The sequence below is a fragment of the Kutzneria sp. NPDC051319 genome, from assembly GCF_040682195.1.
Lineage (GTDB): Bacteria > Actinomycetota > Actinomycetes > Mycobacteriales > Pseudonocardiaceae > Kutzneria.
The window spans coordinates 156,558-179,031 of the sequence record NZ_JBFBAM010000015.1; the positions used below are offsets into that span (position 1 = coordinate 156,558).

Annotated in this window: 20 protein-coding genes; 9 read left to right on the forward strand and 11 right to left on the reverse strand. The window is 70.7% G+C overall.

Annotated features, from left to right (window positions below):
* Nucleotides 1-4: 4 nt before the first annotated feature.
* Nucleotides 5-562, reverse strand: coding sequence for a TetR/AcrR family transcriptional regulator (locus tag AB0M73_RS18205; protein WP_363891761.1), 558 nt, complete (start codon nucleotides 560-562; stop codon nucleotides 5-7).
* A gap of 91 nt (nucleotides 563-653) precedes the next feature.
* Here AB0M73_RS18205 and AB0M73_RS18210 point away from each other — a divergent pair, with 91 nt between their 5' ends.
* Genes AB0M73_RS18210 through AB0M73_RS18225 form a run of 4 tightly spaced genes read left to right on the forward strand, consistent with a single transcriptional unit; the run spans nucleotide 654 to nucleotide 5,487 of the window.
* The gene (locus AB0M73_RS18210) at nucleotides 654-1,697 is read left to right on the forward strand and encodes an aldo/keto reductase (protein ID WP_363891762.1); all 1,044 of its coding nucleotides are present in this window, start codon (nucleotides 654-656) and stop codon (nucleotides 1,695-1,697) included.
* Between the two features lie 37 nt (nucleotides 1,698-1,734).
* Nucleotides 1,735-2,790: a DUF917 domain-containing protein gene (locus tag AB0M73_RS18215; protein WP_363891763.1), complete on the forward strand. Its 1,056-nt coding sequence runs from the start codon at nucleotides 1,735-1,737 to the stop codon at nucleotides 2,788-2,790.
* A complete protein-coding gene (locus AB0M73_RS18220; RefSeq protein WP_363891764.1) occupies nucleotides 2,787-4,250 on the forward strand; it encodes a hypothetical protein in 1,464 nt (487 codons plus the stop codon). Before AB0M73_RS18215 ends, AB0M73_RS18220 begins: the two co-directional genes overlap by 4 nt.
* Before the next feature lie 34 nt (nucleotides 4,251-4,284).
* On the forward strand, nucleotides 4,285-5,487 hold the full coding sequence (locus AB0M73_RS18225; RefSeq protein WP_363891765.1) for a serine hydrolase: 1,203 nt from the start codon (nucleotides 4,285-4,287) through the stop codon (nucleotides 5,485-5,487).
* Between the two features lie 119 nt (nucleotides 5,488-5,606).
* On the opposite strand, the gene AB0M73_RS18230 is transcribed toward AB0M73_RS18225, so the two are convergent.
* Nucleotides 5,607-7,148, reverse strand: coding sequence for a PP2C family protein-serine/threonine phosphatase (locus AB0M73_RS18230; RefSeq protein WP_363891766.1), 1,542 nt, complete (start codon nucleotides 7,146-7,148; stop codon nucleotides 5,607-5,609).
* A 219-nt stretch (nucleotides 7,149-7,367) separates the two neighbouring features.
* Between AB0M73_RS18230 and AB0M73_RS18235 the strand changes: the two genes are divergently transcribed.
* Nucleotides 7,368-11,459, forward strand: a complete 4,092-nt coding sequence (locus AB0M73_RS18235; protein ID WP_363891767.1) for a HAMP domain-containing protein — start codon at nucleotides 7,368-7,370, stop codon at nucleotides 11,457-11,459.
* A 31-nt stretch (nucleotides 11,460-11,490) separates the two neighbouring features.
* On the forward strand, nucleotides 11,491-12,021 hold the full coding sequence (locus AB0M73_RS18240) for a hypothetical protein (protein WP_043723764.1): 531 nt from the start codon (nucleotides 11,491-11,493) through the stop codon (nucleotides 12,019-12,021).
* Nucleotides 12,022-12,102: 81 nt separating this feature from the next.
* Here the strand turns inward: AB0M73_RS18240 and AB0M73_RS18245 are convergent, their stop codons facing one another.
* From AB0M73_RS18245 to AB0M73_RS18270, 6 genes are all read right to left on the reverse strand, one after another.
* The gene (locus AB0M73_RS18245) at nucleotides 12,103-12,477 is read right to left on the reverse strand and encodes an FKBP-type peptidyl-prolyl cis-trans isomerase (RefSeq protein ID WP_363891768.1); all 375 of its coding nucleotides are present in this window, start codon (nucleotides 12,475-12,477) and stop codon (nucleotides 12,103-12,105) included.
* Between the two features lie 45 nt (nucleotides 12,478-12,522).
* On the reverse strand, nucleotides 12,523-12,924 hold the full coding sequence (locus AB0M73_RS18250; RefSeq protein WP_363891769.1) for a hypothetical protein: 402 nt from the start codon (nucleotides 12,922-12,924) through the stop codon (nucleotides 12,523-12,525).
* Nucleotides 12,925-13,000: 76 nt separating this feature from the next.
* Nucleotides 13,001-13,630 (reverse strand): response regulator transcription factor, encoded by a 630-nt coding sequence (locus AB0M73_RS18255; RefSeq protein WP_043723768.1) that lies wholly within the window; start codon nucleotides 13,628-13,630, stop codon nucleotides 13,001-13,003.
* Nucleotides 13,623-14,774, reverse strand: coding sequence for a sensor histidine kinase (locus AB0M73_RS18260; protein WP_363891770.1), 1,152 nt, complete (start codon nucleotides 14,772-14,774; stop codon nucleotides 13,623-13,625). Before AB0M73_RS18260 ends, AB0M73_RS18255 begins: the two co-directional genes overlap by 8 nt.
* A 6-nt stretch (nucleotides 14,775-14,780) precedes the next feature.
* Complete coding sequence (locus AB0M73_RS18265; protein WP_363891771.1) at nucleotides 14,781-15,497, reverse strand: ABC transporter permease; 717 nt, start codon at nucleotides 15,495-15,497, stop codon at nucleotides 14,781-14,783.
* 103 nt (nucleotides 15,498-15,600) lie between these two features.
* Nucleotides 15,601-16,515: an ABC transporter ATP-binding protein gene (locus AB0M73_RS18270; protein WP_363891772.1), complete on the reverse strand. Its 915-nt coding sequence runs from the start codon at nucleotides 16,513-16,515 to the stop codon at nucleotides 15,601-15,603.
* Between the two features lie 155 nt (nucleotides 16,516-16,670).
* Between AB0M73_RS18270 and AB0M73_RS18275 the strand changes: the two genes are divergently transcribed.
* Complete coding sequence (locus AB0M73_RS18275; RefSeq protein ID WP_363891773.1) at nucleotides 16,671-17,069, forward strand: DUF4383 domain-containing protein; 399 nt, start codon at nucleotides 16,671-16,673, stop codon at nucleotides 17,067-17,069.
* Nucleotides 17,070-17,146: 77 nt separating this feature from the next.
* Here the strand turns inward: AB0M73_RS18275 and AB0M73_RS18280 are convergent, their stop codons facing one another.
* Nucleotides 17,147-17,437, reverse strand: a complete 291-nt coding sequence (locus tag AB0M73_RS18280) for a hypothetical protein (protein ID WP_363891774.1) — start codon at nucleotides 17,435-17,437, stop codon at nucleotides 17,147-17,149.
* A gap of 396 nt (nucleotides 17,438-17,833) precedes the next feature.
* Here AB0M73_RS18280 and AB0M73_RS18285 point away from each other — a divergent pair, with 396 nt between their 5' ends.
* Nucleotides 17,834-18,274: a L,D-transpeptidase gene (locus AB0M73_RS18285; protein ID WP_363891775.1), complete on the forward strand. Its 441-nt coding sequence runs from the start codon at nucleotides 17,834-17,836 to the stop codon at nucleotides 18,272-18,274.
* A gap of 47 nt (nucleotides 18,275-18,321) precedes the next feature.
* Here the strand turns inward: AB0M73_RS18285 and AB0M73_RS18290 are convergent, their stop codons facing one another.
* A complete protein-coding gene (locus tag AB0M73_RS18290; protein WP_363891776.1) occupies nucleotides 18,322-21,267 on the reverse strand; it encodes a S53 family peptidase in 2,946 nt (981 codons plus the stop codon).
* A gap of 311 nt (nucleotides 21,268-21,578) precedes the next feature.
* On the opposite strand from AB0M73_RS18290, the gene AB0M73_RS18295 reads away from it, so the two are divergent.
* The gene (locus AB0M73_RS18295; protein ID WP_363891777.1) at nucleotides 21,579-21,737 is read left to right on the forward strand and encodes a hypothetical protein; all 159 of its coding nucleotides are present in this window, start codon (nucleotides 21,579-21,581) and stop codon (nucleotides 21,735-21,737) included.
* On the opposite strand, the gene AB0M73_RS18300 is transcribed toward AB0M73_RS18295, so the two are convergent.
* Entirely contained in the window at nucleotides 21,700-22,260 is a 561-nt protein-coding gene (locus tag AB0M73_RS18300) for a Uma2 family endonuclease (protein ID WP_363891778.1), read from the reverse strand. The two genes, AB0M73_RS18295 and AB0M73_RS18300, sit on opposite strands and share 38 nt — an antisense overlap.
* Nucleotides 22,261-22,474 lie beyond the last annotated feature (214 nt).

Genomic DNA, 22,474 nt, shown 5'->3' on the forward strand with positions numbered 1-22,474 from the left:
GCGGTCACATTCCGCGCAGCCCACCGACCAAGGTCGAGGTCACGAGCGCGGCCAGGGTGTCGGGCGAGTTGCCGGTGACGGCGCGGCGCTCGATCGCCTCGTGCAGCAGCGCGAAGAACACGCGGACGGCCCACTCGAGGTCGGTGTCCGGGGCGATGGTGCCGGTGTCGGCCAGCCGTTGGAACAGAGCGCGGTTGCGGGCCTTGATCCGCTCGATCGCCTCGCCGTGCTCGAATTCGGTCGGATGCACGTCGGTCAGCCGCCAGCGGCCCTTGACGGTGATGTAGCCGGCGCTCAGCTCGTGCAGCGCGACCAGCGGCGGCGCGGTCTCCGGCCGGCTGTCGTCGATCACCGCCTCCAGCTGCGCCAGCATGTCCAGCGCGAGCGCCTCCATCAGCGCCTCGCGGCTGGCGAAGCGCCGGTGCACGGTGGTGCGCGCCACCCCCGCGGCGTCGGCGATCTGCTGGAGCGTGGCGGCGGGATTCTCGGCCAGCACCTGGTTGGCGGCGTCCAGGATGGCGCGCATCGTCCGTTCGGAGTCGGCGCGCAGCGGTCGGGTCACGTGACCATGGTAGGCCGCGACACAGGGTTGCATCTTCGGTCAAACTCGCTACATTGGTGTTGCAACTCAGATCGCAAAGGGGACGTGAGAGATGCAGATGCGTGTACTGGGTGGGACCGGCATCAAGGTCAGCCCGTACTGCTTCGGCGCCATGAACTTCGGCAGCTGGGCCAACACCGACCCCGAGGACGCCTCGCGGATCATCAACGCCGCGCTGGACGCGGGCATCAACTTCATCGACACCGCCGACCGCTATTCGGAGGGTCAGTCGGAGCAGATCGTCGGCCGGGCGATCAAGGGCCGGCGCGACGACGTCGTGCTGGCCACCAAGTTCCACGGCCCGATGGGCGAGGACGCCAACCGGCAGGGCAACTCGCGCCGCTGGATGGTGCGCGCGGTCGAGGACAGCCTGCGCCGCCTGGACACCGACCACATCGACCTCTACCAGATGCACCGGCCGGACCCGGACACCGACATCGAGGAGTCCCTGTCCGGGCTGACCGACCTGGTCCGGGCCGGCAAGATCCGGGCCTTCGGCTCCTCGACCTTCCCGGCCGAGATGCTCGTCGAGGCGCACTGGGCCTCGCAGCGGCGAGGCTTCGAGCGGCTGCGCACCGAGCAGCCGCCGTACTCCATCCTCAACCGCGCCATCGAGTCCGCGGTGCTGCCCACGACCCAGCGCTACGGCATGGGCGTGCTGGTGTGGAGCCCGCTGGCCATGGGCTGGCTGACCGGCAAGTACCGCAACGGCGTCGACATGAGCAGCGGCCGGGCCGCGGTGGTGCCGCACATGTACGACCCGTCGGTGCCGGGCAACGCGCGCAAGGCCGAGGCCGTCGAGGAGCTGGCCAAGATCGCCGCCGACGTCGGTGTCTCGCTGACCCACCTGGCGATGGCGTTCTCGATCGCGCATCCGGGCGTCACGTCGGCGATCATCGGCCCACGCACGCGGGAACAGCTCGACGACCTGTTGGCCGGCGCCGATCTCGTGCTCGACGACGAGACGCTGGACCGGATCGACGCGGTCGTCGCGCCGGGCACCGCCATCAACGCCGCGGACTCCTTCTACACGCCGCGGGAGATCAGCGAGACCGCGCTGCGGCGGAGGCCCGCCGCAACCCGTTCGGCCGCCTGACACTGGCGCAGCGTCGCGAGGTGATTACCATCGCGACATGCACCTGTCCGGGGGACGTCTGCGCGACTTCGCGCGGGGCTGCGACGTGCTCGGTGGCGGGGGCGGGGGACAGGGCCGCTACGCGCTGCCGCTGACCGCCCACGCCGTCGAGCTGAACGGCCCGGTCCAGGTGGTGCAGCCGGACGAACTGCCGCCGGACGGCCTGGTCATGCCGTGCACCTTCCTCGGCGCGCCGGCCATCGGGGCCGAGCGCATCGGCACGTGCAGGGAAGCCGCCACCATTCGTGTGCACGTGGAGCGGCACTTCGGCCAGCCGGTCGTGGCCATGCTGTGCAACGAGATCGGCGGCTTCCACGGCGCCGCCTCGGTCGCGCTGGCCGCCCACGCGGGGCTGCCCATGCTCGACGCCGACGGCATGGGGCGAGCGTTCCCGGGCATGTCCCGGGTGTCCATGCACCTGGCCGGCGTCACGCCCGATCCCGTTGTCCTGGCCGACGAGCACGACCGCGTCGTCGCCGTGCACGCCGGCGACGGCTGGGCCGAGCGGATGGCCCGATCGGTGGTCGTCGGGTTCGGCGACCGCGGCATCAGCAGCGAGTACGTGATGACGGTCGACCAGGTCGCCGACGCGGTCATCATGGGCTCGGTCAGCAAGGCGCTGCGCATCGGTGAGCTGATCGGCGCGGCGGTGTCCGTGCCGGACGCGGCGCGGGCGATCGTGGCCGAGTACGACGGCGTGATCATCGCCGAGGGGCGCGTGGCGGCGGCGCTGTCCGAGCCGGGGCAGCGCACGCCGGCGACGATCGAGGGCACCGGCGCGGACAGCGGCCGAACCCTGCGGCTGGACGTGGGGCACGAGTACCTGGCGGTGATCGAGGACGGCCAGGTGCTGGCCACGGTGCCGGACATCATCACCGTCTTCGACACGTACACCGGGGAGACGCTCAGCGCCGGCGAACTGCGCTATGGCCAGCGCGTGGTGGTGCTGGCGCTGCCGTGCCCGGACGTGTGGCGCACGCCGGCCGGGCTGGACCTGGTCGGGCCGGCGGCGTTCGGCCTCGACCTGCCGTACCGGCCGGTGGTGGCGTCATGACTCCCGACCGGAGCTGCCGGCTCGGCATCTCGATGCAGCGCGACCGGTTCTCGGCGGCCGTGGTCGAGAACGACGGCACCGTGCTCGCCTCGATCGAGCGGCCGCTGCCGACCGCGGCCGTCACGGCCGCGCTGCCGCTGCTCGTCGAGGAGCTCATGGCCCAGGCGGGGCCGCGCGGTGTCGACCTGGAGCACATCCAGCAGGTGATGGTCGGCGTCAGCGAGATCGACGGCCTGGCCGGCCTGCCCGGGGCGGCCCCGGGCTGGCGGCGGTGGCCGGGGCAGCTGGGACCGGTGGCGGTCGTGCGGCTGGGCGCGGCCACGACGTCGTTGCCGCCGCTGGCCGCGTGGCCGTCGTCGCTGCGGTCCACAGTGTCCATCACCGAGGCGTGCGTCGCCGGCGGGGCGCGGCTGGACGGCACGGACTTCGAGCCGCTGGACACCGCCGCGCTGGTGGCGTTCGCGCGGGAGATCGCCGGCCGGGTCAACGCGGTCGCGGTCAGCAGCGTGTTCGCCGCCGTGGCCCCGGGGCACGAGCTGGCGGCGGCCGGGCTGTTGCGAGCGGAGCTCGGTGATTCCGTGCCGATCCTGCTGTCGCACGAGATGGGCGGTTCCGGCTTGCTGGAGCGGGAGAACGCGACCGTGTTGCAGGCGGCGCTGATCCGGCGGGCGTGGGGCGCGGCGCACCGGCTACGTCGGTCGCTGGTCGATGTGGGCCTGTCGCACGCGGAGCCGTTCCTCGCCCGTAACGACGGCTCGATCATGACCGTCGACTACGCGCTCACGCGGCCGCTGCTGATGCATGGCGCCGCCGCGGCGGTCGGCGCCCGAGGTGCGGCGCTGCTGGCCGGTGAGTCGGAAGCGTTGGTGGCCTTCACCAACGTGGAAGGCGAGCCGACGGCCGTGTGCTCCGTGACCGCCGGTTCGGCCGAGCTGGCCGCCGGTTCCACGGTGATTGCCGGCGTGCAGACAGGTTTGCGGACCGTGGCGCTCGTGCCGACGACGCCGCCCATCGGCGGGACCGGGTGTGGTCTGGCGCAGCTGTCCGAGGCCGTCGACCGGGCCAAGAGCTCGCCGCGCGACCTGCCGCTGCTCGTGATCGGTCCGGGCGCGGAGAAGCTCGTGGACACGTTGCCGGGGCCGTTGCCGGGCACCACGCTCGTGTGCTGCCCGCCGCGCGCGGATGCCGCCGCGGCGGTGGGCGTGGCGGTCGCGCCGGTCAGCGGCGAGGCCGTACGCATGTTCAGCGCCAACAGCCCGCACGGCGACGACATCCGTCACCGCGTGATGGAGCAGGCCCGTGCCGCGGCCGTGCACGCGGGGGCGGATCCGGCCACGGTGGCGGTCACCGACGTCGAGGAATCGACGGTGCCGTACGTGAGTGAGCCCACGGTGTCGCTGCGCGCACGCGCGGAGGGACCGCCACGAGTTGGCTGGCGCCGCACGTACGAGCGCAGTTGACCCGGCGCGACCGGAAATCCGGCTAGGCTGCCCTGTGCCTCGACGACTGCTGCGTTTGCTGGTTGCCCTTTTCGTGCTGATCTGCACGGTTGCGGCGCCGACAGCGGCTGCCGACCCGGCGGGCTGCGCTTACCGGAACGCTCCGCCCCCGCCCGTCGACTCGTCGGAGAACCCGGCCCCCGGCCAGCAGCCGCCGACCCCGCTGGCGCTGCCGTCGCAGCCCGTCGGCGGCTCTCGGATGGCCGAGTGCGGGCCGGTGATCCCGCCCGGCGCCGCCGGTGCGCCGGCCAACCAGTTCGAGTCGTGGGTGCTGGCCGACCTCGACACCGGGCAGGTGCTCGCCGCCCAGGACCCCCACGCCCGCCAGCGTCCCGCGTCGCTGATCAAGGTGCTGCTGGCCCTGGTCGTGATGCGTGAGCTGAAGATGGACACCCCCGTCACCGGCACCTGGGACGACGCCAACCAGGACGGCACCCGCGTCGGCATGGGGCCCGAGGGCAAGTACACCAACGACCAGATCTTCCACGCGCTGCTCATGCACTCCGGCAACGACTGCGCGTACGCCTTCGCCACGCAGCTCGGCGGGGCCGACAAGGCCGTGGCCAAGATGAACGCCCTCGCCCACAGCGTCGGCGCCCTGGACACCCGCACCGCCACGCCGTCCGGTCTCGACGGCCCCGGCATGGTGTCCTCGGCCTACGACCTGGCCCTGCTGTTCCGTCTGGCCATGCAGGACAAGCGTTTCGCCGACGCCGTGTCCACCCAGCAGATCCAGTTCCCCGGCTGGCAGGACAAGCCCGGCTTCGTCGTCGGCAACGACAACCCCTTGCTGTACAACTACGACGGCGACCTCGGCGGCAAGACCGGCTACACCGACGACGCCCTGCACACCTACATCAACGCCGCCCAGCGCGGCGGCACCCGCATCGTCTTCGTCGGCATGCGCGGCACCATGAGCCCGGTGACGGCCATGTACTCCCAGTCCGTGCCGATGATGAACTACGGCTTCGACCTCAAGTCGTCCAAGGCCCAGCCCGTCGGCCAGCTCGTCGACGCCGACCCCACCGCGCGGCCGGCCGTCACCACCGCCACCCCGCCGCCCGGCGCGGCGCAGACCCTGAAGACCCTGCCGGAGACCACTCAGTTCGGCCTCTCCACCGCCTTGGCCGTGATAGCGCTGCTGCTGGTGATCGCCGGCGTCATCTACCTAGGCCTCCGCCGCCGCCGCACCGGCTGAACCCCCGCGAGTCACGCTCTCAGACACACCGAAATACGGTTTCGGGCAGAACAGCGCCTTCGGTCTCAGGTCTGCTCGAAACCGTATTTCGCACTGCCGGAGAGCGTGACTCGCGGGGGTTAAATGGCTTGTAGGGCAAGGAGGGCTACGTCGTCGTGGTCGCGGCCGGCTAGCCAGTCGTCGAGGCGGAGTTCGACATGGCGGGTGAGGTCGGCGGCGGGCATGCCGGCGCCGTCGCCGAGGGCCTCGGTGAGGCGGTGGGCGCCGTACTGCTCGCGGCCGTCGCTGCCGCCGCGGGCCTCGGTGACTCCGTCGCTGTAGAGCAGGCAGACGTCCCCGGCGGACAGGGTGACGATGGCCTCGCTGAAGTGGGGATCGGGCAGCACACCGACGAGGGTGCCGGGCACGGCGATCTCCTCGACGACGCCGGAGGCGCGCAGCACGAGCGGCGAGGGATGGCCGCCGGAGGCCAGGCGCACCCGGACGGCGCCGGAGTCGAGGCGTTCCAGCACGCCGACGACGAGGGTGGCGAAGCGGTTGTCGGAACTGGTGAGAATGGCCCGGTTCAACAGGTGCAGCAACTTCGTGGGCTCGGTCTCGACCAGCCGAAGCGCCTCGACGGTGTGCCGGATGCGGCCGGCCAGGGTCGCCGCCTCGACGCCGTTGCCGCAGACGTCGCCCAGCAGGAACAGGGCCCGGCCGTCGGAATCCGGGTACACGTCGTAGAAATCGCCGCCGACCCGGATGCCGCTGTGCGCCGGCCGGTAGCACGCCGACCACACGATGCCGGGCACCTCGGGCAGCGGCGAGGGCAGCAGGCTGGACTCCAGGGCCTCGGTGGCCCGGGCCTGCTCGCTGAACGAGTGCGCGGAACTCAGCGCGGCGGCGGCCCGTCCGGCGTAGTCGCGGACGACGTCCAGTTGTTCGTCACGGGAATCGTTGCTGGCCAACACCAACGCGCCGGCGTCGAGCCCCTCGTGCCGCAGCGGCACCACGACCACGCTGGCAGGATCGCCGAAATCGGGCTCCAGCAACCAGTCCAGCCGCGCCCCGGGCACGGGCCGCCCGGGCAGGGGCTTGGTCGCCGAACCCGAGAAAGCCTCGGCCAGCGACGTCACGGAGCGCAGCACGTGCTGGCCCATGCGACCGTGCTCGGTGTCGCCGCCGCGGCTGTAGCGCCACCACTCGACCCGGCCGCGCTTGGCCGGCAGCACCACGGCGCAGCAGTCGGCCAGCGTCGGCACGGCCAGCTGCACGATGCTGCGCAGAGTCTGGTCCCGGCGCAGGGAACTGCCCAGCAGCCGGCTGCTGTTGACCAGAAACCGTGCCTGCGCGCACTTTTCGCACCACGGCTCGTCCGGCTCGGCGGAATCACCCTGCCAGGCCACGTGGTCTTCGTCCAATCGGGTGGGAATCCACCGCCATGGCACGCCCTGGCAGGTCGTCTCGACCTCGTTCTGCTCCGAACCGGTGAATCCGGCCACACCGGCCAATTCGACGCCGGGCCGCAGATCGGGGAACAGCTCCGCCGCGCGGCGGCTCACCACCCGCACCAGGCGGCGGCCGTCGTGCACCACCACCGCCTTGTCGGCAGCGTCCAGCAGCGCCTGCCACACGGCGGCGTCGACGGTTTCCTGCCTGCTCAGGGGTATTCCGTCCACCCTCGTTCCGGTCGGTGCCGATCTGGTCGCGACCCATCTGGCCGGCTCGGGAATCCCGGGTGCGGAGTGTCGGTCGACCACCGCGCCACCTCCAGACTCCGGGCCGGTTTGCTTTCCAGACTAGCCCGGCGCACTCGCCTGCTCACCCTGGCTCGTCTCGTGGCAGGCTAGCGGTCACCGACACGCTAAACGATGGCAGCCGATTCGAGGGAGGCCGAGATGGACACCACCTCGCTGCCGGTCGGGACCAAGCAGTCCGCCGGCGAAGACGCGTTCCTTGACCGCCTGCTCAGCGCGATGCGCGACGTGCGGGACGGCAATTTCCGCCGACGGCTCACGCCGGTCGGCGACGGCACGGCCGCGCGCGTCGCCGAGGTCTTCAACGAGATCGTGGAACGCAACCAGGACCTGGTCGGGGAGCTTTCCACGCTGCGCGGCGGGGTGGGCGAGCGCCTGTCGACCGAGCCGTTCGCCGGCGGCTGGGCGGTGGCCCGCCAGTCGGTGAACCTGGTGCTGGAGGACCTGCTCTACCCGACCACGGAGCTCAGCCGCGTGCTCGCGGCCGTCGCCGAGGGCGACCTGTCGCAACGAATGTCCTCGCACCGCAACGGACAACCGCTGCGCGGCGAGGCCGCTCAGCTCTGCGGCACGGTCAACGGACTGCTCGAGCAACTTTCCGTGTTTGCCGAGCAGGTGACGCGGGTAGCCCGCCAGGTGGGCACCGAGGGCAAGCTCGGTGGCCAGGCCGTCGTGCCCGGAGTTGCCGGCATCTGGAGGGACCTCACCGACAACGTGAACCTGATGGCGGGCAACCTGACCGCCCAGGTTCGGGATATCGCCCAGGTGACGACGGCGGTGGCCGACGGCGACCTGAGCCGCAAGATCACGGTCGAGGTCTCCGGTGAGATGCTCGGCCTGAAGAACACCGTGAACACCATGGTGGACCAGCTTTCCGCGCTGGCCGACGAGGTCACTCGCGTCGCCCGCGAGGTCGGCACCGAGGGCATTCTCGGCGGCCAGGCCACGGTTCCCGGTGTCGCGGGCATCTGGCGCGACCTCACCGCGAACGTGAACTTCATGGCGGCCAACCTGACTTCGCAGGTGCGGTCCATCGCTCAGGTGACGACGGCGGTGGCCAAGGGCGATCTGTCGCAGAAGATCACCGTGGACGCGCAGGGCGAGATCCTGGAGCTGAAGAACACCGTCAACACGATGGTGGACCAGCTTTCCTCGTTCGCGGCGGAGGTCACGCTGGTGGCCCGCGAGGTCGGCGGCGAGGGCCGGCTGGGCGGTCAGGCGACGGTTCCTGGGGTCGCGGGAACCTGGCGCGACCTCACCGATTCGGTGAACTTCATGGCCGGCAACCTGACTTCGCAGGTGCGGTCCATCGCCCAGGTGACGACGGCGGTGGCCAAGGGCGATCTGTCGCAGAAGATCACCGTCGACGCGCGCGGCGAGATCCTGGAGCTGAAGAACACCATCAACACCATGGTGGACCAGCTGTCCGCCTTCGCCGACGAGGTCACCCGGGTGGCCCGCGAGGTCGGCACCGAGGGCAAGCTGGGCGGCCAGGCCACGGTGCGCGGCGTCGCCGGCACGTGGAAGGACCTGACCGACAACGTCAACGTCATGGCCCACAACCTGACCGGGCAGGTGCGCTCGATCGCCCGCGTGGCAACGGCCGTGGCCGACGGCGACCTGTCGAAGAAGATCGTCGTGGAAGCGGCCGGCGAGGTCGCGGCGCTGGCCGCCACCATCAACGGCATGGTGGACACGCTGCGGGCGTTCGCCGACGAGGTCACGCGTGTCGCCCGCGAGGTCGGCACGGAGGGGATGCTGGGCGGTCAGGCCCGGGTGCCCGGTGTCGCCGGCACGTGGAAGGACCTGACCGACAACGTCAACTTCATGGCCGACAACCTGACGTCCCAGGTCCGCAACATCGCCCAGGTCACCACCGCCGTCGCCCGCGGCGACCTGTCGAAGAAGATCGACGTCGACGCGCGCGGCGAGATCCTGGAGCTGAAGAACACCGTCAACACCATGGTGGACCAGCTGTCCGGCTTCGCCGACGAGGTCACCCGCGTGGCCCGCGAGGTCGGCACCGAGGGCCAGTTGGGCGGCCAGGCCGAGGTCGTCGGCGTGACCGGCGCGTGGAAGCGGCTCACCGAAAGTGTGAACGAGCTGGCCGGCAACCTGACCACGCAGGTGCGGGCCATCGCAGCGGTGGCCACGGCCGTGACGGCGGGCGACCTGACCCGGCAGATCACCGTGCAGGCCCGCGGCGAGATGGCCGACCTGAAGGACAACATCAACCGGATGATCGGCAACCTGATGGAGACCACCACGGCCAACCGGGAACAGGACTGGCTCAAGACCAACCTGGCCCGGCTGTCCGGTCTCATGCAGGGCCAGCGCGACGTCGTCGAGCTGGCGTCGCTGATGATGAGCGAGCTGGCGCCGCTGGTTTCCGCGCAGCAGGGCCTGTTTTTCCTGGTCGACGAGGACGAGCTGAGCCGCGCCGCCGGCTACGGCGTGTCGGCCGACGGCCGCCGGCCGCGGTTCGCGCTGGGCGAGTCGCTGGTCGGGCAGGCCGCCGTGGAGAAGAAGACGATCCGCATGTCGGCCGCCCCGCCCGGCTACATCCAGATCACCTCGGGCCTGGGCGCCGCGCCGCCGTCCGACGTGATCGTGCTGCCGGTGCTGTTCGAGGGCAAGGTGCTCGGCGTCATCGAGCTGGCCTCGGTCGGCCGGTTCACCGAGGTCCACCGCGACCTGCTGGAGCAGCTCAAGGAGACCATCGGCGTCACCGTCAACACGATCCAGGCCAGTTCCCGCACCGACGCCCTGCTGCTGGAGTCGCAGCGGCTGGCCCAGGAGCTGCGGGCCCGGTCCGAGCAGCTGCAGGCCCAGCAGGAGGAGCTCCAGCGGTCCAACGCCGAGCTGGCCGAGAAGGCCGCGCTGCTGGCCCGGCAGAACAGCGACATCGAGCTCAAGAACACCGAGATCGAGCAGGGCCGCCAGGAGCTGGAGGAACGCGCCCAGCAGCTGGCGCTGGCCTCGCGCTACAAGTCCGAGTTCATGGCCAACATGTCGCACGAGCTGCGGACGCCGCTCAACAGCCTGCTCATCCTGGCCAAGCTGATGGCCGACAACCTCGACCGCAACCTGTCCGACAAGCAGGTCGAGTTCGCCCGCACCATCCACGCCGCCGGCAGCGACCTGCTCCAGCTGATCAACGACATCCTGGACCTGGCCAAGGTCGAGGCCGGGCACCTCCAGCTGGAGCAGACCACGGTGTCGGTCATCGACCTCGTGGACTACGTCGAGAAGCTGTGCCGGCCGCTGACCGGGCAGAAGGGCCTCGACTTCTCGGTGGCCGTGGACACCGACGTGCCCGACGAGCTGCACACCGACGTGCAACGGCTCCAGCAGATCCTGCGCAACCTGCTGTCCAACGCGGTGAAGTTCACCCAGGAGGGCAGCATCCGGCTGACCATCAAGCAGATCCCGGCCACCCAGGTGCGGCGGTCCACGCTGCGCGGCGCCCCGGCCCGGATCGCCTTCGCCGTCGAGGACACCGGCATCGGCATCCCGGCCGACAAGCTCGGCGTCATCTTCGAGGCGTTCCAGCAGGCCGACGGCACCACCAGCCGCAAGTACGGCGGCACCGGCCTGGGCCTGTCGATCAGCCGGGAGCTCACCCACCTGCTCGGCGGCGAGCTCCAGGTGCGCAGCACGCCGGGCCAGGGCAGCGCCTTCGTGCTGTGCCTGCCGGTGACGCCGCCGCCCGCGCTGCTGGCCGCCGCCTCCGACCTGCCCGAGGTCGCCGAGCTGGAGGAGTCCGTGCTGCTCGACGACCCCATCCCGACCGTGACCACGCTGTCGTCGACCGCGCCGCGGTTCCACGGCGAGAAGGTGCTCATCGTCGACGACGACCTGCGCAACGTGTTCGCCCTGAGCACCGTGCTGGAGCTGCACGGGCTGCACGTGGTGTTCGCCGACAACGGCATCTCCGGCATCCGGGCGCTGGAGCAGTACGACGACATCGCGCTCGTGCTGATGGACATCATGATGCCCGAGCTGGACGGCAACGCGACCATGGCGGCGATCCGGGACATGTCCGCCCACGCCGACCTGCCGGTGATCGCCGTGACCGCCAAGGCCATGAAGGGGGACCGGGAGAAGAGCCTGGCCTCCGGGGCCAACGACTACGTGACCAAGCCGGTCGACACCGACCTGCTGCTCAACCTGATCGGGGCATATCTGGACTACGACGTCGACGAGTCCGAAGATCAGCAGCAGGACGCGTGACAGCCGCTGCCGCGGTGCCTAGGGTCGTGGCGTGGGCGCCAGCCGGCCGGTCTTGCTGCTGGACGTGGACGGGCCGCTGAACCCGTACATGGCCAAAGCCCATCGGCGGCCGGTCGGTTACACCACGTATCGGACCAAACCCAGAACGTGGATCGCCGCCAACCGGCACCGGCCCGAGGCCTTCGTGCGGCCGCTGCGGGTGTGGCTCAACGTCACGCACGGCGAGCGGCTGATGGGGCTGCCCTACGAGCTCGTGTGGGCCACGACCTGGAAGGACGAGGCCAACGAGTGGATCGGGCCGCCGCTGCACCTGCCCGAGCTGCCCTGGCTGGACTGGCCCCTTGAGCACTTCGAGGACCCCGCCGGCATCCACTGGAAGACCCGGCACATCGTCGACTGGGCCGCCGGACGGCCGTTCGCCTGGGTCGACGACGAGATCACCCCGGCCGACCGGGAATGGGTCGCCACGCACCACGAGGGCCAGGCCCTGCTGCACTGGGTCGACCCCCGCCTCGGCCTCCGCGACGAGGACTTCGAGGCGCTGCGCCAGTGGGCCGCCTGATGCAGTGGTTCTGATGCAGGGAAGGACGCCTTACCCTCGTTCAACGCGGGTAAGGCGTCCTTCCCTGCATACTGCCGGCGGTTAGTTCACGCCGAGCAGGTCCACCACGAAGATCAGGGTCTCGCCGCCCTTGATGACGCCGCCGGCGCCGCGGTCGCCGTAGCCCAGGTGCGGCGGGATGACCAGCTTGCGTCGGCCGCCGACCTTCATGCCGGCCACGCCGCGGTCCCAGCCGGCGATGACGCGGCCGCCGCCCAGCGGGAACTGGAACGCCTCGCCGCGGTCCCAGGACGCGTCGAACTGCTCACCGGTCGAGTGCGAGACGCCGACGTAGTGCACGTTCACCAGCTGGCCGGCCGTGGCCTCCGGACCCTCACCCACGGTGATGTCCTCGATGACCAGGTCGGCCGGGGCGTCGCCGTCGTACGGTTCGACAAGGGGCTTTTCCAGCGCCATGGCGGAGCTCTCCTCACATGTTTCAGGTGCGCTCCACCCTATCGGTCACCGGCTCAGCCACTGCACGTCCCGCAGCCAGGGCAGGGTGATGATCAGGATCACCATCAGCAGCACCACGGCCCCGACGACGCTCAGCTGGCGGCGCATCAGCAGCTCGCCCGAGCGGTGCGTGTTCCGCGCCGGCTCCTCGTCGCGGATCTCCACCGCCCGCTCCGGCCGGAGGCCCGTGGTCAGCCAGAACACCAGGCCCATGATCGCCGCGAGGCCCATCGCCAGGTCCCCGACGGGCCCGCCGAACGCCACGAAGGCGAGGCCCACGACCGGCACGGCCAGATAAGCCACCGCCAGCGGCTGTTTCGGCGGCGGCAGCGCCAGCCAGACCCGGATCGCCGCCCCGCCCCAGAGGACGACCGTGGCCACCGTGAGCATGAAGACCAGCGTTGGCATGGCGCCACCCCCTCGGTCGACCATACGACGATCCGCCGCCGGTCAGGAGTGGTCGGAAGCGGTATTGCCGGTCAGATCACCGCAGCAGCCCCCGGGCGAAGGCCGTGGCCACGGCCGCCGCGCGGTCGGAGACGCCGAGCTTGGCGTAGAGGTGCAGCAGGTGGGTCTTGACCGTGGCCTCGCTGATGAACAGCTTGGCTGCGGCCTCGCGGTTGGTCGCGCCCTTGGCGATCAGGCCCAGGACCTCCAGCTCACGCTTGCTGAGGTCGTCCTTGGCCGGGGCGCGGACCTGACCGAGGAGCTTGGTCGCCACGGTGGGGGACAGCACCGCCTCACCGCGGGCGGCGGCGCGCACCGCGCGGAGCAGCTCGGCCCGCGGCGTGTCCTTGAGCAGGTAGCCCGTCGCTCCCGCCTCGACGGCCGGCAGCACGTCGCTGTCGGTGTCGTACGTCGTGAGGACCAGGACCCTGGCCCTTACCGCTAGCGCCGCTAGCTTTCGTATCGCCGCTACGCCGTCCATGCCGGGCATGCGGAGGTCCATCAGCACCACGTCCGGGTCCAGGGCCTGGGCGTAGGCCACCGCCTCGGCCCCGTCGGCCGCTTCCCCGACCACCTCGAACTCGGGATCGCCGGCGAACATGCCGAGCAGCCCGTTGCGCACCACCGGGTGGTCATCGACGATCAGCAGCCGGATCGGGTCACTCACCGGGCACGCTCGCCGAGATCGCCGTGCCGCCGCCCGGCTCCGACTCGACGGCCAGGGCCCCGCCGACGCCGTCCAGCCGCTGTCGCATGATGGTCAACCCGAAACCTCCGCTCGGCCCCGCTGCCGCGGCGGTCGCCCCGGACGCGTCATCCCGGTCGCTGACGAAGCCGCGGCCGTCGTCGCGGACGTCGAGCACCACCTGGTCGTCCAAATAGGACAATGTCACCCCGACCCGGGAAGCCTTGGCGTGCTTGGCGATGTTGGCCAGCGCCTCCTGGGCCACCCGGAACAGGGCCACCTCCCGGTCGGGCGTCACGGGCCGCGGCTCGCCCTCCGTCGACATCGTCGCCGGCACGCCGCTGTCCCGCGACCAGCCCTGCGCCAGTTCCGCCACGGCGTCGACCAATCTGTTGCCCTCCAACGGTTCCGGCCGCAGCGCCTGCACGGACCGGCGCGCCTGGGTGAGGCTCTCCCGGGCCAGCCGGGTCGCCCGCTCCACGTGCGAGCGGTCGCCGGTCTGCTCGGCGGCCTGCAACTGGGTGATGATGCCGGCCAGGCCCTGGGCCAGCGTGTCGTGGATCTCCCGGGCCATCCGCTGCCGCTCGTCCAGCACGCCGGCCTCCCGGGCCTGCACGAGCAGCTGTTCGTGCAGGCCGGTGTTCTCGGCCAGCGCCGCGGCCAGCTCCTCGCTGGTGCGCTGGTGCTTCTCGGTCTGCCGGCCCACCGCGACGCCGGCCCACACCATCGGCACCATCACGTTGACCAGCACCACCCAGCTCGGCGAGTCCGGCCCCTGCACCAGCACGGTCAGCGCGGTCTGGGCGCCGAAACCGACGGCGATCCAGCGCGGCGGCAGCAGCCCGAGCGCCTGCCCGAAGCCGATGGCGCCGAACACCGAGTACCAGGAGTTGGCCCACACCAGCGCGACGATCAGCGCCAGCAACACGACGTAGTACAGGACCCGCTGTCGCGGCAGGCCCCGCACCGTCCACAACAGCCACAGCGCCGCCGCCCCGGCCAGCGCGAGCGTGACCGGGACGGACTGGTGCGTGTCGTTCATCGGCACGGTCAGCGCGAGCAGGGTGGAGACGGCCAGCAGGGCGTAACTGCTCACCCGGAAGATCAGCCGGTCGTTCTCGGTCATGGCGCGCTACTCCCAGCGGAACAGCCGGGCCGCGGCCAGCCCGAACACGACCGTGATGGTAGCCAGCACGGCCAGATGCAGCAGCTGCGGGAACTGACCGTTCCACGAGTCGCGCACGGCCTGCATGGTCGCGCCCAGCGGCATGAAGTCGCCGATCCGGTTCAGGAAGCCCGGCAACGCCTCGCGCGGCGTGAAGACACCGCCGGTGAACATGCTGACGAAGAACAACAGCATGCCGATGGCCGTGGCCATCCGGCCGGTAGGGGCGATCGCCGCCACCAGCAGGCCGACGGAGAACAGGGCCAGCGCCCCGAGCACGAAGGCCAGCGCGAAGCCGAGCGGCTGGGCCGGCAGCGGGAAGCCGATGAGCCGGCCGGCCACCACCACGACCACCGCCATGACGACGGCCACCGCGCAGCTGACCAGCAGCTGTCCGATGAGGACCTTGGACGGGTGCACGGGCGTGGTGTAGAGCCGGCGCAGGATGCCCTTCTCCCGGTAGCCGGCCAGGATCGTGGGCAGCAGGTTGAGCGACAGGATGGCCAGCGAGAACGAGATGGCCAGGCCCGGGAAGTAGGTGTAGATCGGGTCGCCGCCGGGCGTGACGATCAGCCCGAACGAGATCATGATCAGCAGCGGCAGGCCGAGCGTGGCCGCGACGGCGGCCGGCTCGCGCAGGTACAGGCGCAGTTCCGAGACGGCGATGCGAATCTGGGCGCTCATCGCGCTTCCTCCATCGTGTGGTCGGCCAGTGCGGCGAAGGCGTCGTCGAGGCCGGCCTGCTTCAGGTGCAGTTCCGAGGCGGCGTTGCGGCTCAATCCGGCGCTCACTGCACTTCCTCCAGGTTGCGGCCGGTCAGGGCGACGAAGGCGTCGTCGAGGCTGGCCTGCTCCAGACGCAGGTCGGCGGCGACGATCCGGTGTCGGGCCAGCACGGAGGTGACGGCCTGGAGCATGTCGCCGGTGCCGGTGATCTCCAGCTGCGGGCCGACCTGGCGCACCGACGTGACCTCGGGCAGGTCGGTGAGCAGGCCGTCCGGCACGGGCACGCTCGGCCGGAACCGGATGCGCTGCTCGGCGGCCACCTTCGACACCAGCCCGGCCGGCGTGTCCAGCGCGACGACGCGGCCGCGGTCGATCACGGCGATCCGGTCGCACAGCCGCTCGGCCTCGGCCATGAAGTGCGTGACGAGCAACACGGTGACGCCCTGGCCGCGGATGTCCTCGACCAGGCCCCAGGTGTCCCGGCGGGCCTGCGGATCCAACCCGGTGGTGAGCTCGTCCAGCACGGCGATCTCGGGCTTGCCGACCAGCGCCAGCGCGATGAACAGGCGCTGCTTCTGGCCGCCGGACAGCTTGCCGAACGGGCTGTTGGCCTTGTCGGACAGGCCCCAGTCGTCCAGCAGCCGCCGCCAGTCCATCGGATCGGCGTAGAAGGAGCTGTAGAGCTGCAAGGCCTCCCGGACGCGCATCTTCTCGGGCAGCTGGCTCTCCTGGAACTGCACGCCGATGCGGGTGCGCAGGGCGTCGTGGTCGCGGTGCGGGTCCAAACCGAGCACCCGTACGGCGCCGGCGTCGGGCACCCGCAGGCCATCGACGCATTCCACGGTGGTGGTCTTGCCGGCCCCGTTCGGGCCGAGCACGCCGAAGATCTCGCCTCGTTCGACGGTGAACGACACGTCGTCGACGGCGACGTGATCCCGATAACGTTTGCGGAGGTGCTCCACCTCGATGACTGCCATGGGAAAAGCGTCGCCGGGCAGGCCCTTTCGCGGGATCGACCGGGCGATCACACCGGGGTCAACCGATCGGTGGATGGTGGGGTCGGCACGAGCGCCCGCGCCGACTGTGCGAGGATCCCGCCCGAGATCCACTGACGTTCCGAAAGGCGGAGGAGATGGTCGACCACTCGCGCGTGCCGCGACTGATCTTCGCGGTGCTGGGCGTGCTCGTCGCCGTCATCGGCGTCGTGGGGCTGGTTTCCGGCGGCGGCTCGCTCGGCGACGTCACGCCGACCGCGCACGTCATCGGCCTGGCGCTGAGCCCGGTGCACAGCCTGCTGTTGGTGATCTTCGGCGTGATCGGCGCGCTGGCGTCGTTCGTGCGCCGGCTGACCGCGAGCTGGGCGTTGCTCCAGTTCGCCGTGTTCTCGGGCCTGTTCGCCTACGGCGTGGCGGTGCCGGACTCGCTCGGCCTGAACCTGGCCGACCACATCCTGCACCTCGTCGTGATCACGGTCAGCGTCACCTGCGCGCTGCTGGCGGCCGCCCCGTTCATGGGCTCCGACCGGCACTGACCTTCAGACACGCATAACGCCACGTGCGGCGGCCGTGATGGCCGCGCACGTGGCGTTCGCACGTTCTCCCCGGTACGTCACTCGCCGGTCGGCGGTTGCTGACTGGCCAGCGTGAACGTCGGGTTGCCCTGGTCGTCGACGTTGGCGTCCAGCACCTTGTCGTCCAGGTAGGCCGCGGCGGAGTCATCGAGGAACAGCCTCGCGCCATCGCCGGCGATCACGCGGTCCGCATCGTCGGGCTGGGGCGCGAGGGCGAGCGCGAGACGGCCGTCCTGGTTGGCGATGCGCAGCCCGGTGCCGTCGGGCACGCTGTCGTCGCTGGTCAGACCGCGCACGACCTCCACGGCGGTCGGCGTGAGCGTGAGCATGGATTCTCCGTTCGACGTCGGTTCCGTTGAAGTGGCCACGCTAGCCCGGACCGCCCAACGGTGCAGCCCCGCTCGGGTGAGTGTCCTTTGTGGACCTCTGAACCGTGGTGGTCAAAGCACTTGACCCCAATCGGGAAAATTTCTGGTTTGGCCGGCGGTGGCATGGGGCATACCAACTCCGGGTGCGGGAACAGATGTGGGCGTGCGGAGGTCGGGGATGCGCGCCCACATCGCCGCATGCGGTGATGTTCTTGGCACAGCGCGAATGGCGGCCACGCCCTCCACGATGTGCTTGACGCGTCAGGATTTCGTCGCGCATCTGAAGACTTTTCGCCTTCTCTCGTTTTCCGCCCGCGATCACGGGTAGCCGTACCGTGAGGACGGAGGCGAAAACTGATGACCACAACCGTGAAACTGGCTGCCGGCGCGGCAATCGCCGCTGGGTGTGCCGTCGGGGTGATGGCGACGCCGGCTCAGGCCGCGCCGTCGAGCCCGTGTTCCGCGACCGCGCGGGCCTGCGTCGATCTCTCGTCGCAGCAGGCGTGGCTGATGCGCGGCGGAGTCGTGACCTACGGACCGGTGCCGGTCAAGACCGGCATGGCGAGCGCGCCGACGGATCCGGGAACCTTCCGCGTGACGTTCAAGGATCTGCACCACCGCAGCACCATCTTCAACAACGCGCCGATGCCCTATTCGGTGTTCTTCAACGGAGGCGACGCGTTCCACGAGGGCAGCCTGACCGATCCCTCGCACGGCTGCGTGCACCTCTCGGCCACCGCGGCCGCCACCTTCTACAGAAGCCTGACACCGGGCGACGTGGTCCAGGTGGTCCGATAGTTTCCTGACGCGGGTGACGCCGGTTTCGGCGTCACCCGCGTCTTTCCTTACAGGGCGCCGAGTCCGTTGGGTGTGCCGAGGCCGGTCGGGCCGTCGTACCCCTTGCCGGCGGTGCACAGGTAGTCGCCGCCGCAGTCCCAGTGCTTGTTGCTGCCGCTCGTCACGTCGTTGAGCGCGCTCGGGTGCTGGTAGATGTACTTGGCATTGGCCAACTTCGCCGAGTTGCCGGCCAGCACGACCATCGCCGCGATGATCGGCGAGGAGGCGCTGGTGCCGCCGGAGACGTACCAGTCGCCGCTGGAGTACACCGCCGGGCCGGTGGCCGGGTCGGCCACCGCGGAGATGTCGGCGATCGTCCGGTTAGGACAGTTCTTGTCCTTCTGCCATGACGGCTTGGCCACGTAGCCGGAACAGCCGGAGCCCGCGCCCTTCCACGCCGACTCGGTCCAGCCACGGGCGTTGCTCGCCTTGGTCAGGCTGGTGCCGCCGACCGCGATCACGGTGCTCAGCGAGGCCGGCCAGCTGGCTTCCTTGAAGCCGGCGTCTCCGGTGGAGGCGGTGATCGCCACGCCCGGCTTGGTGAAGTCCTTGGCGTGGGCCATGTCCTCGGTGTCCTCGTCGCCGCCCCAGCTGTTGGACACGGCGGTCGCGCCCGAGCCGGTGGCGGCCGTCTCGGCCTTGGCCAGGTCGACGGTGTCGGAGCTGGTGGACTCCACCAGCACGATGTGGCAGGCCGGGCAGACCGCGCTGACCATGTCCAGGTCCAGCGAGATCTCGTCGGTCCAGTCGTCCTCCGGATCCACCGGCGGCAGCGGCGAGGACTTCCCGTCCTGGTTGAGGATCGTCAGGCAGCCGTTGGCGGTCGTGCAGGCCGGCAGGCCGTACGTCTCGCGGTAGACGGCCAGATCGGCCTCAGCGGTGTCGTCGCCGCCGTTGTCCACGATCGCCACCGTGCCGCCCTTGGCGTCGGCCGGGATGGTGTACGCCGACTTGATGTCGGCCGGGGACAGGCCGTCCGGCAGCTTGGCCGAAGAGGGCTGCCACTTGGCCGTGGCGGACAGGGCAAGGCAGCGGGCGTGGCCACGGGCGGCGTTGGCGCACACGGGATGCACGTCGGCGGCCGGTTGGGTGTCCTGATTGGACGGTGCCGTGGCGATGCCGTTCGGGGCGTTGACCAGGGCCGCGTTGTGCACGGTCTCGTCCAGCGTGCTGCCGGCCTGGTCGACGGCGTGGAACCGCAGCGCCAGGTAGCCGGGCTTGGCGCCGGCCGGCACGGTGAAGGCGCCGGTGGCGTGGTGGCCGTCGGTCAGGGTGACGGTCGTCGGCTGCCACGTTGTGCCGTCGTCGTAAGAGACATCGGCGGTCGCCTTGGTGACGTCGGGGTCGGCGGTGCCGGACTGGTGGTGGAACGACAACGACACGGTGGCCTTGCCGGGCGCGATGCTGTCGTGCTTGTCCTGGCTGAAACCCGCTCCGGCGTACAGGATCGGCACCGGGCCGGTGGACGTCGTGGAGTCGAAGCCCCAGGCGATCTGGGTGTGCGTGGACAGCGCGGTGACGTTGGTGTCGTGCGTGGCGTCGATGTTGTAGACGTAGCGGTGCTTGCCGGCGGCCAGCTGCTGATCGAACTCGTAGCCCTCGGTGCCGCCGCTGTAGATCTGCTTGCCGTCCTCGGACAGCGTGGTCGGGCCGTCGCTCCACTGCCCGATGTTGCCGGAGTAGTCGGTGTCCATCACGCCGACGCCGTGCAGGGTGTCCCCGTCACGGCAGAGGAAGCACGGACCGTCCACAGTCGACGGTGCCGGCGCGACCACGCCGCCGCGCCAGGCCAGCGACACATGCTGGCCGGGCTTGACCGGCAGCACGCGGTCGAGGTTCGTGTAGGGCGCGCCGTTGGGGTTGAAGGTGGCGTCGTAGTCGAAGGAGGCGTCGGTGGACACATAGTGCCGGTCGGCACTTGGAGCCTTCACCGGCAGGTACGGGAGGCTGGGCAGGGCCGGATTGCCGGTGCCCTGGCCGTGCAGCGCGAAGTCGTCGAAGTAGATGGCGTCCTGGCTGGGCTGATCGGTCACGTAGGTGTTGTCGATCGTGGCCAGCGATGACGCCTTCACCGCGTAGGTCTGGTTGGCGCCGATGGAGTCCGTCTTCGGCGTGGCCAGCGCGTAGCTGTACGGCGCGATCGCGGCGGCGGGGGAGGTGCGGCGGCCGGCGACGGAGTACTGGAGCGTGCCGTACTTCGCCTTGGCCGCCTGACCGACGTAGAACCGCGTGCCCGCGAGGGCTCCGATGTCCAGGATGGCCAGCTTCGTGCCCACACCGCGGTTCCAACCGACGACGGTGGCGCTGTCCACGCTGGGCAGCGGCGTCGTGAACGACACCGGCGACGCCTTGCGGCCGTCGAGGGCGACCGCCGCGCCGGCGGTCGGCACCGTGACGTCGGTGGCCGTCAGCAGTTCCGTCTCGGTCGGGTTGTCCTTGGCGTCAGTCTCGAACGCGGCGACGGCGACGCTGTAGTGCCCGGCCGGCACGGCGATCCTGGAGTCGCCGGTGAACATCAGGCCGTCCCACATGGCTCGGCCCGGATCATCGGTGTTGATCACGACGACCTCGGCCGCCTGCACCGGCTTGCCCTCGTGGTCGAGTGCCGTGATGTGCAGCGGCGCCATCGCGTAGTCCGGGTGCGCGGCAGCCGGCTTCGCGCCGCCGATCTCGAAGGCGTCCAACGAGCTGATGTGCCCGATGGCGCTGGCCGGCACCACGGTCGGCCGACCGTCCAGCCACGTCGTGACGGCGGCCGCGCTGTGGCCGGGGGCCGGCAGGAAGTCGGCCCTGTCGCCGTGGATGCGCACGTGGTCGCCGGTGGGTAACGCGTAGACGCCGGGCTGCACGGCGGGGGTCGCGGCCTGGGCGGCCGGTGTGATCACGGCGGCGGCCGCGAGGACCAGCGGGGTGACGGCGAAGCCGGCTGTCAGCCGGCGTCCGGTGAAGCGCACGCGAGAACTCCGTCCTGTGGCGGTGTCATGACCGCTCGGGCGGGGCGGAGCCGCTGGCGAGCCGTTCTCACTTCTACGAGAGGTCGCGCCGATGCGTCAAGAGAGGGGACGGGCAACTGTGGCCGTACGACGCCAACAGAACGGTCAAACCGGGCACCGACATCCGATGTTCAGACCAATTCACGCACGTGACCGGGGTGATCGGTCCGGCCTAACCGGGCGTCGGCCATTCGGCGACCACCGACTGCCGGTCGTCGCGCCGGGGCCGGAACCGGCCGGAAACCAAGATCGCGATTGGCATCATGGACGGCATGGCAGCACAGCGCGACGCCGAGAAGCCGGCGCGCAAGATCATCCACCTGCACCGCATTTTCGACCGCAAAACCGATGCGGCGCAACGGGAACAGCGCCGGTCCGAGGAAGCCGGCGCCGTCACCGACCGTGCGGCGCGACCAGTTGGGCGGGACTGAGCAGCGCCGTGAACGGCTCGTGCACCTCGATGATCTCGTCACCGACCGCGGTCAGGATCTGGGTGTACACCCCGTTCCGCAGCGCGAGGCAGCGCAGCTCAGGCAGCCCCGGATCCACCAGCCAGTAGTTCGGGCAGCCGGCCTCCTGGTACTTGGCCCGCTTGAGTTTCAGGTCGACCAGCCGGGTGCTCGGCGACAGCACCTCCACCACCAGCTCCGGCACGCCGGCCAGATGCGTCGTGGTGAAGTCCTCGCGCCGGCCGACCACCACGTCCGGGATGAACACGGTGTCGTCGGCCAGCACGACATCGACGGGGGCCGGCAGCACCTCCAGGTGCGCCGGGCAGTTCATCGTCAGCGCGATCAGCAGCCGCGCGACGATGCGCTGGTGCAGTGGACGGGGCGACGGGCTCATGACGAGCGTCCCGTCCACGAGTTCGTAGCGGTGCCCATCATCTGGCATCGCCTCCAGGTCCGCCCGCGTCAGCGGCCTACCGTGGGGAAATGCAGGAACGCTTCCCATGGTGAGCCTCCTGGTGCCGACGATCCACCCGCCCGGCAGCGTACCCGGGCCCGACCGAGGCGACTTCCGCGCGAAATCCTCCTGAACCGGCGGAGTTCACGACTTCGATTGGCACAGCGCCGGTCCTGGTTGCCACGGTGATCACCGCCGCGCGCTGCGCTCGGTAGTCGATTCGGCGGCAACCGTTGGGCCGGCAGGGGGTCCACCGGCTGTC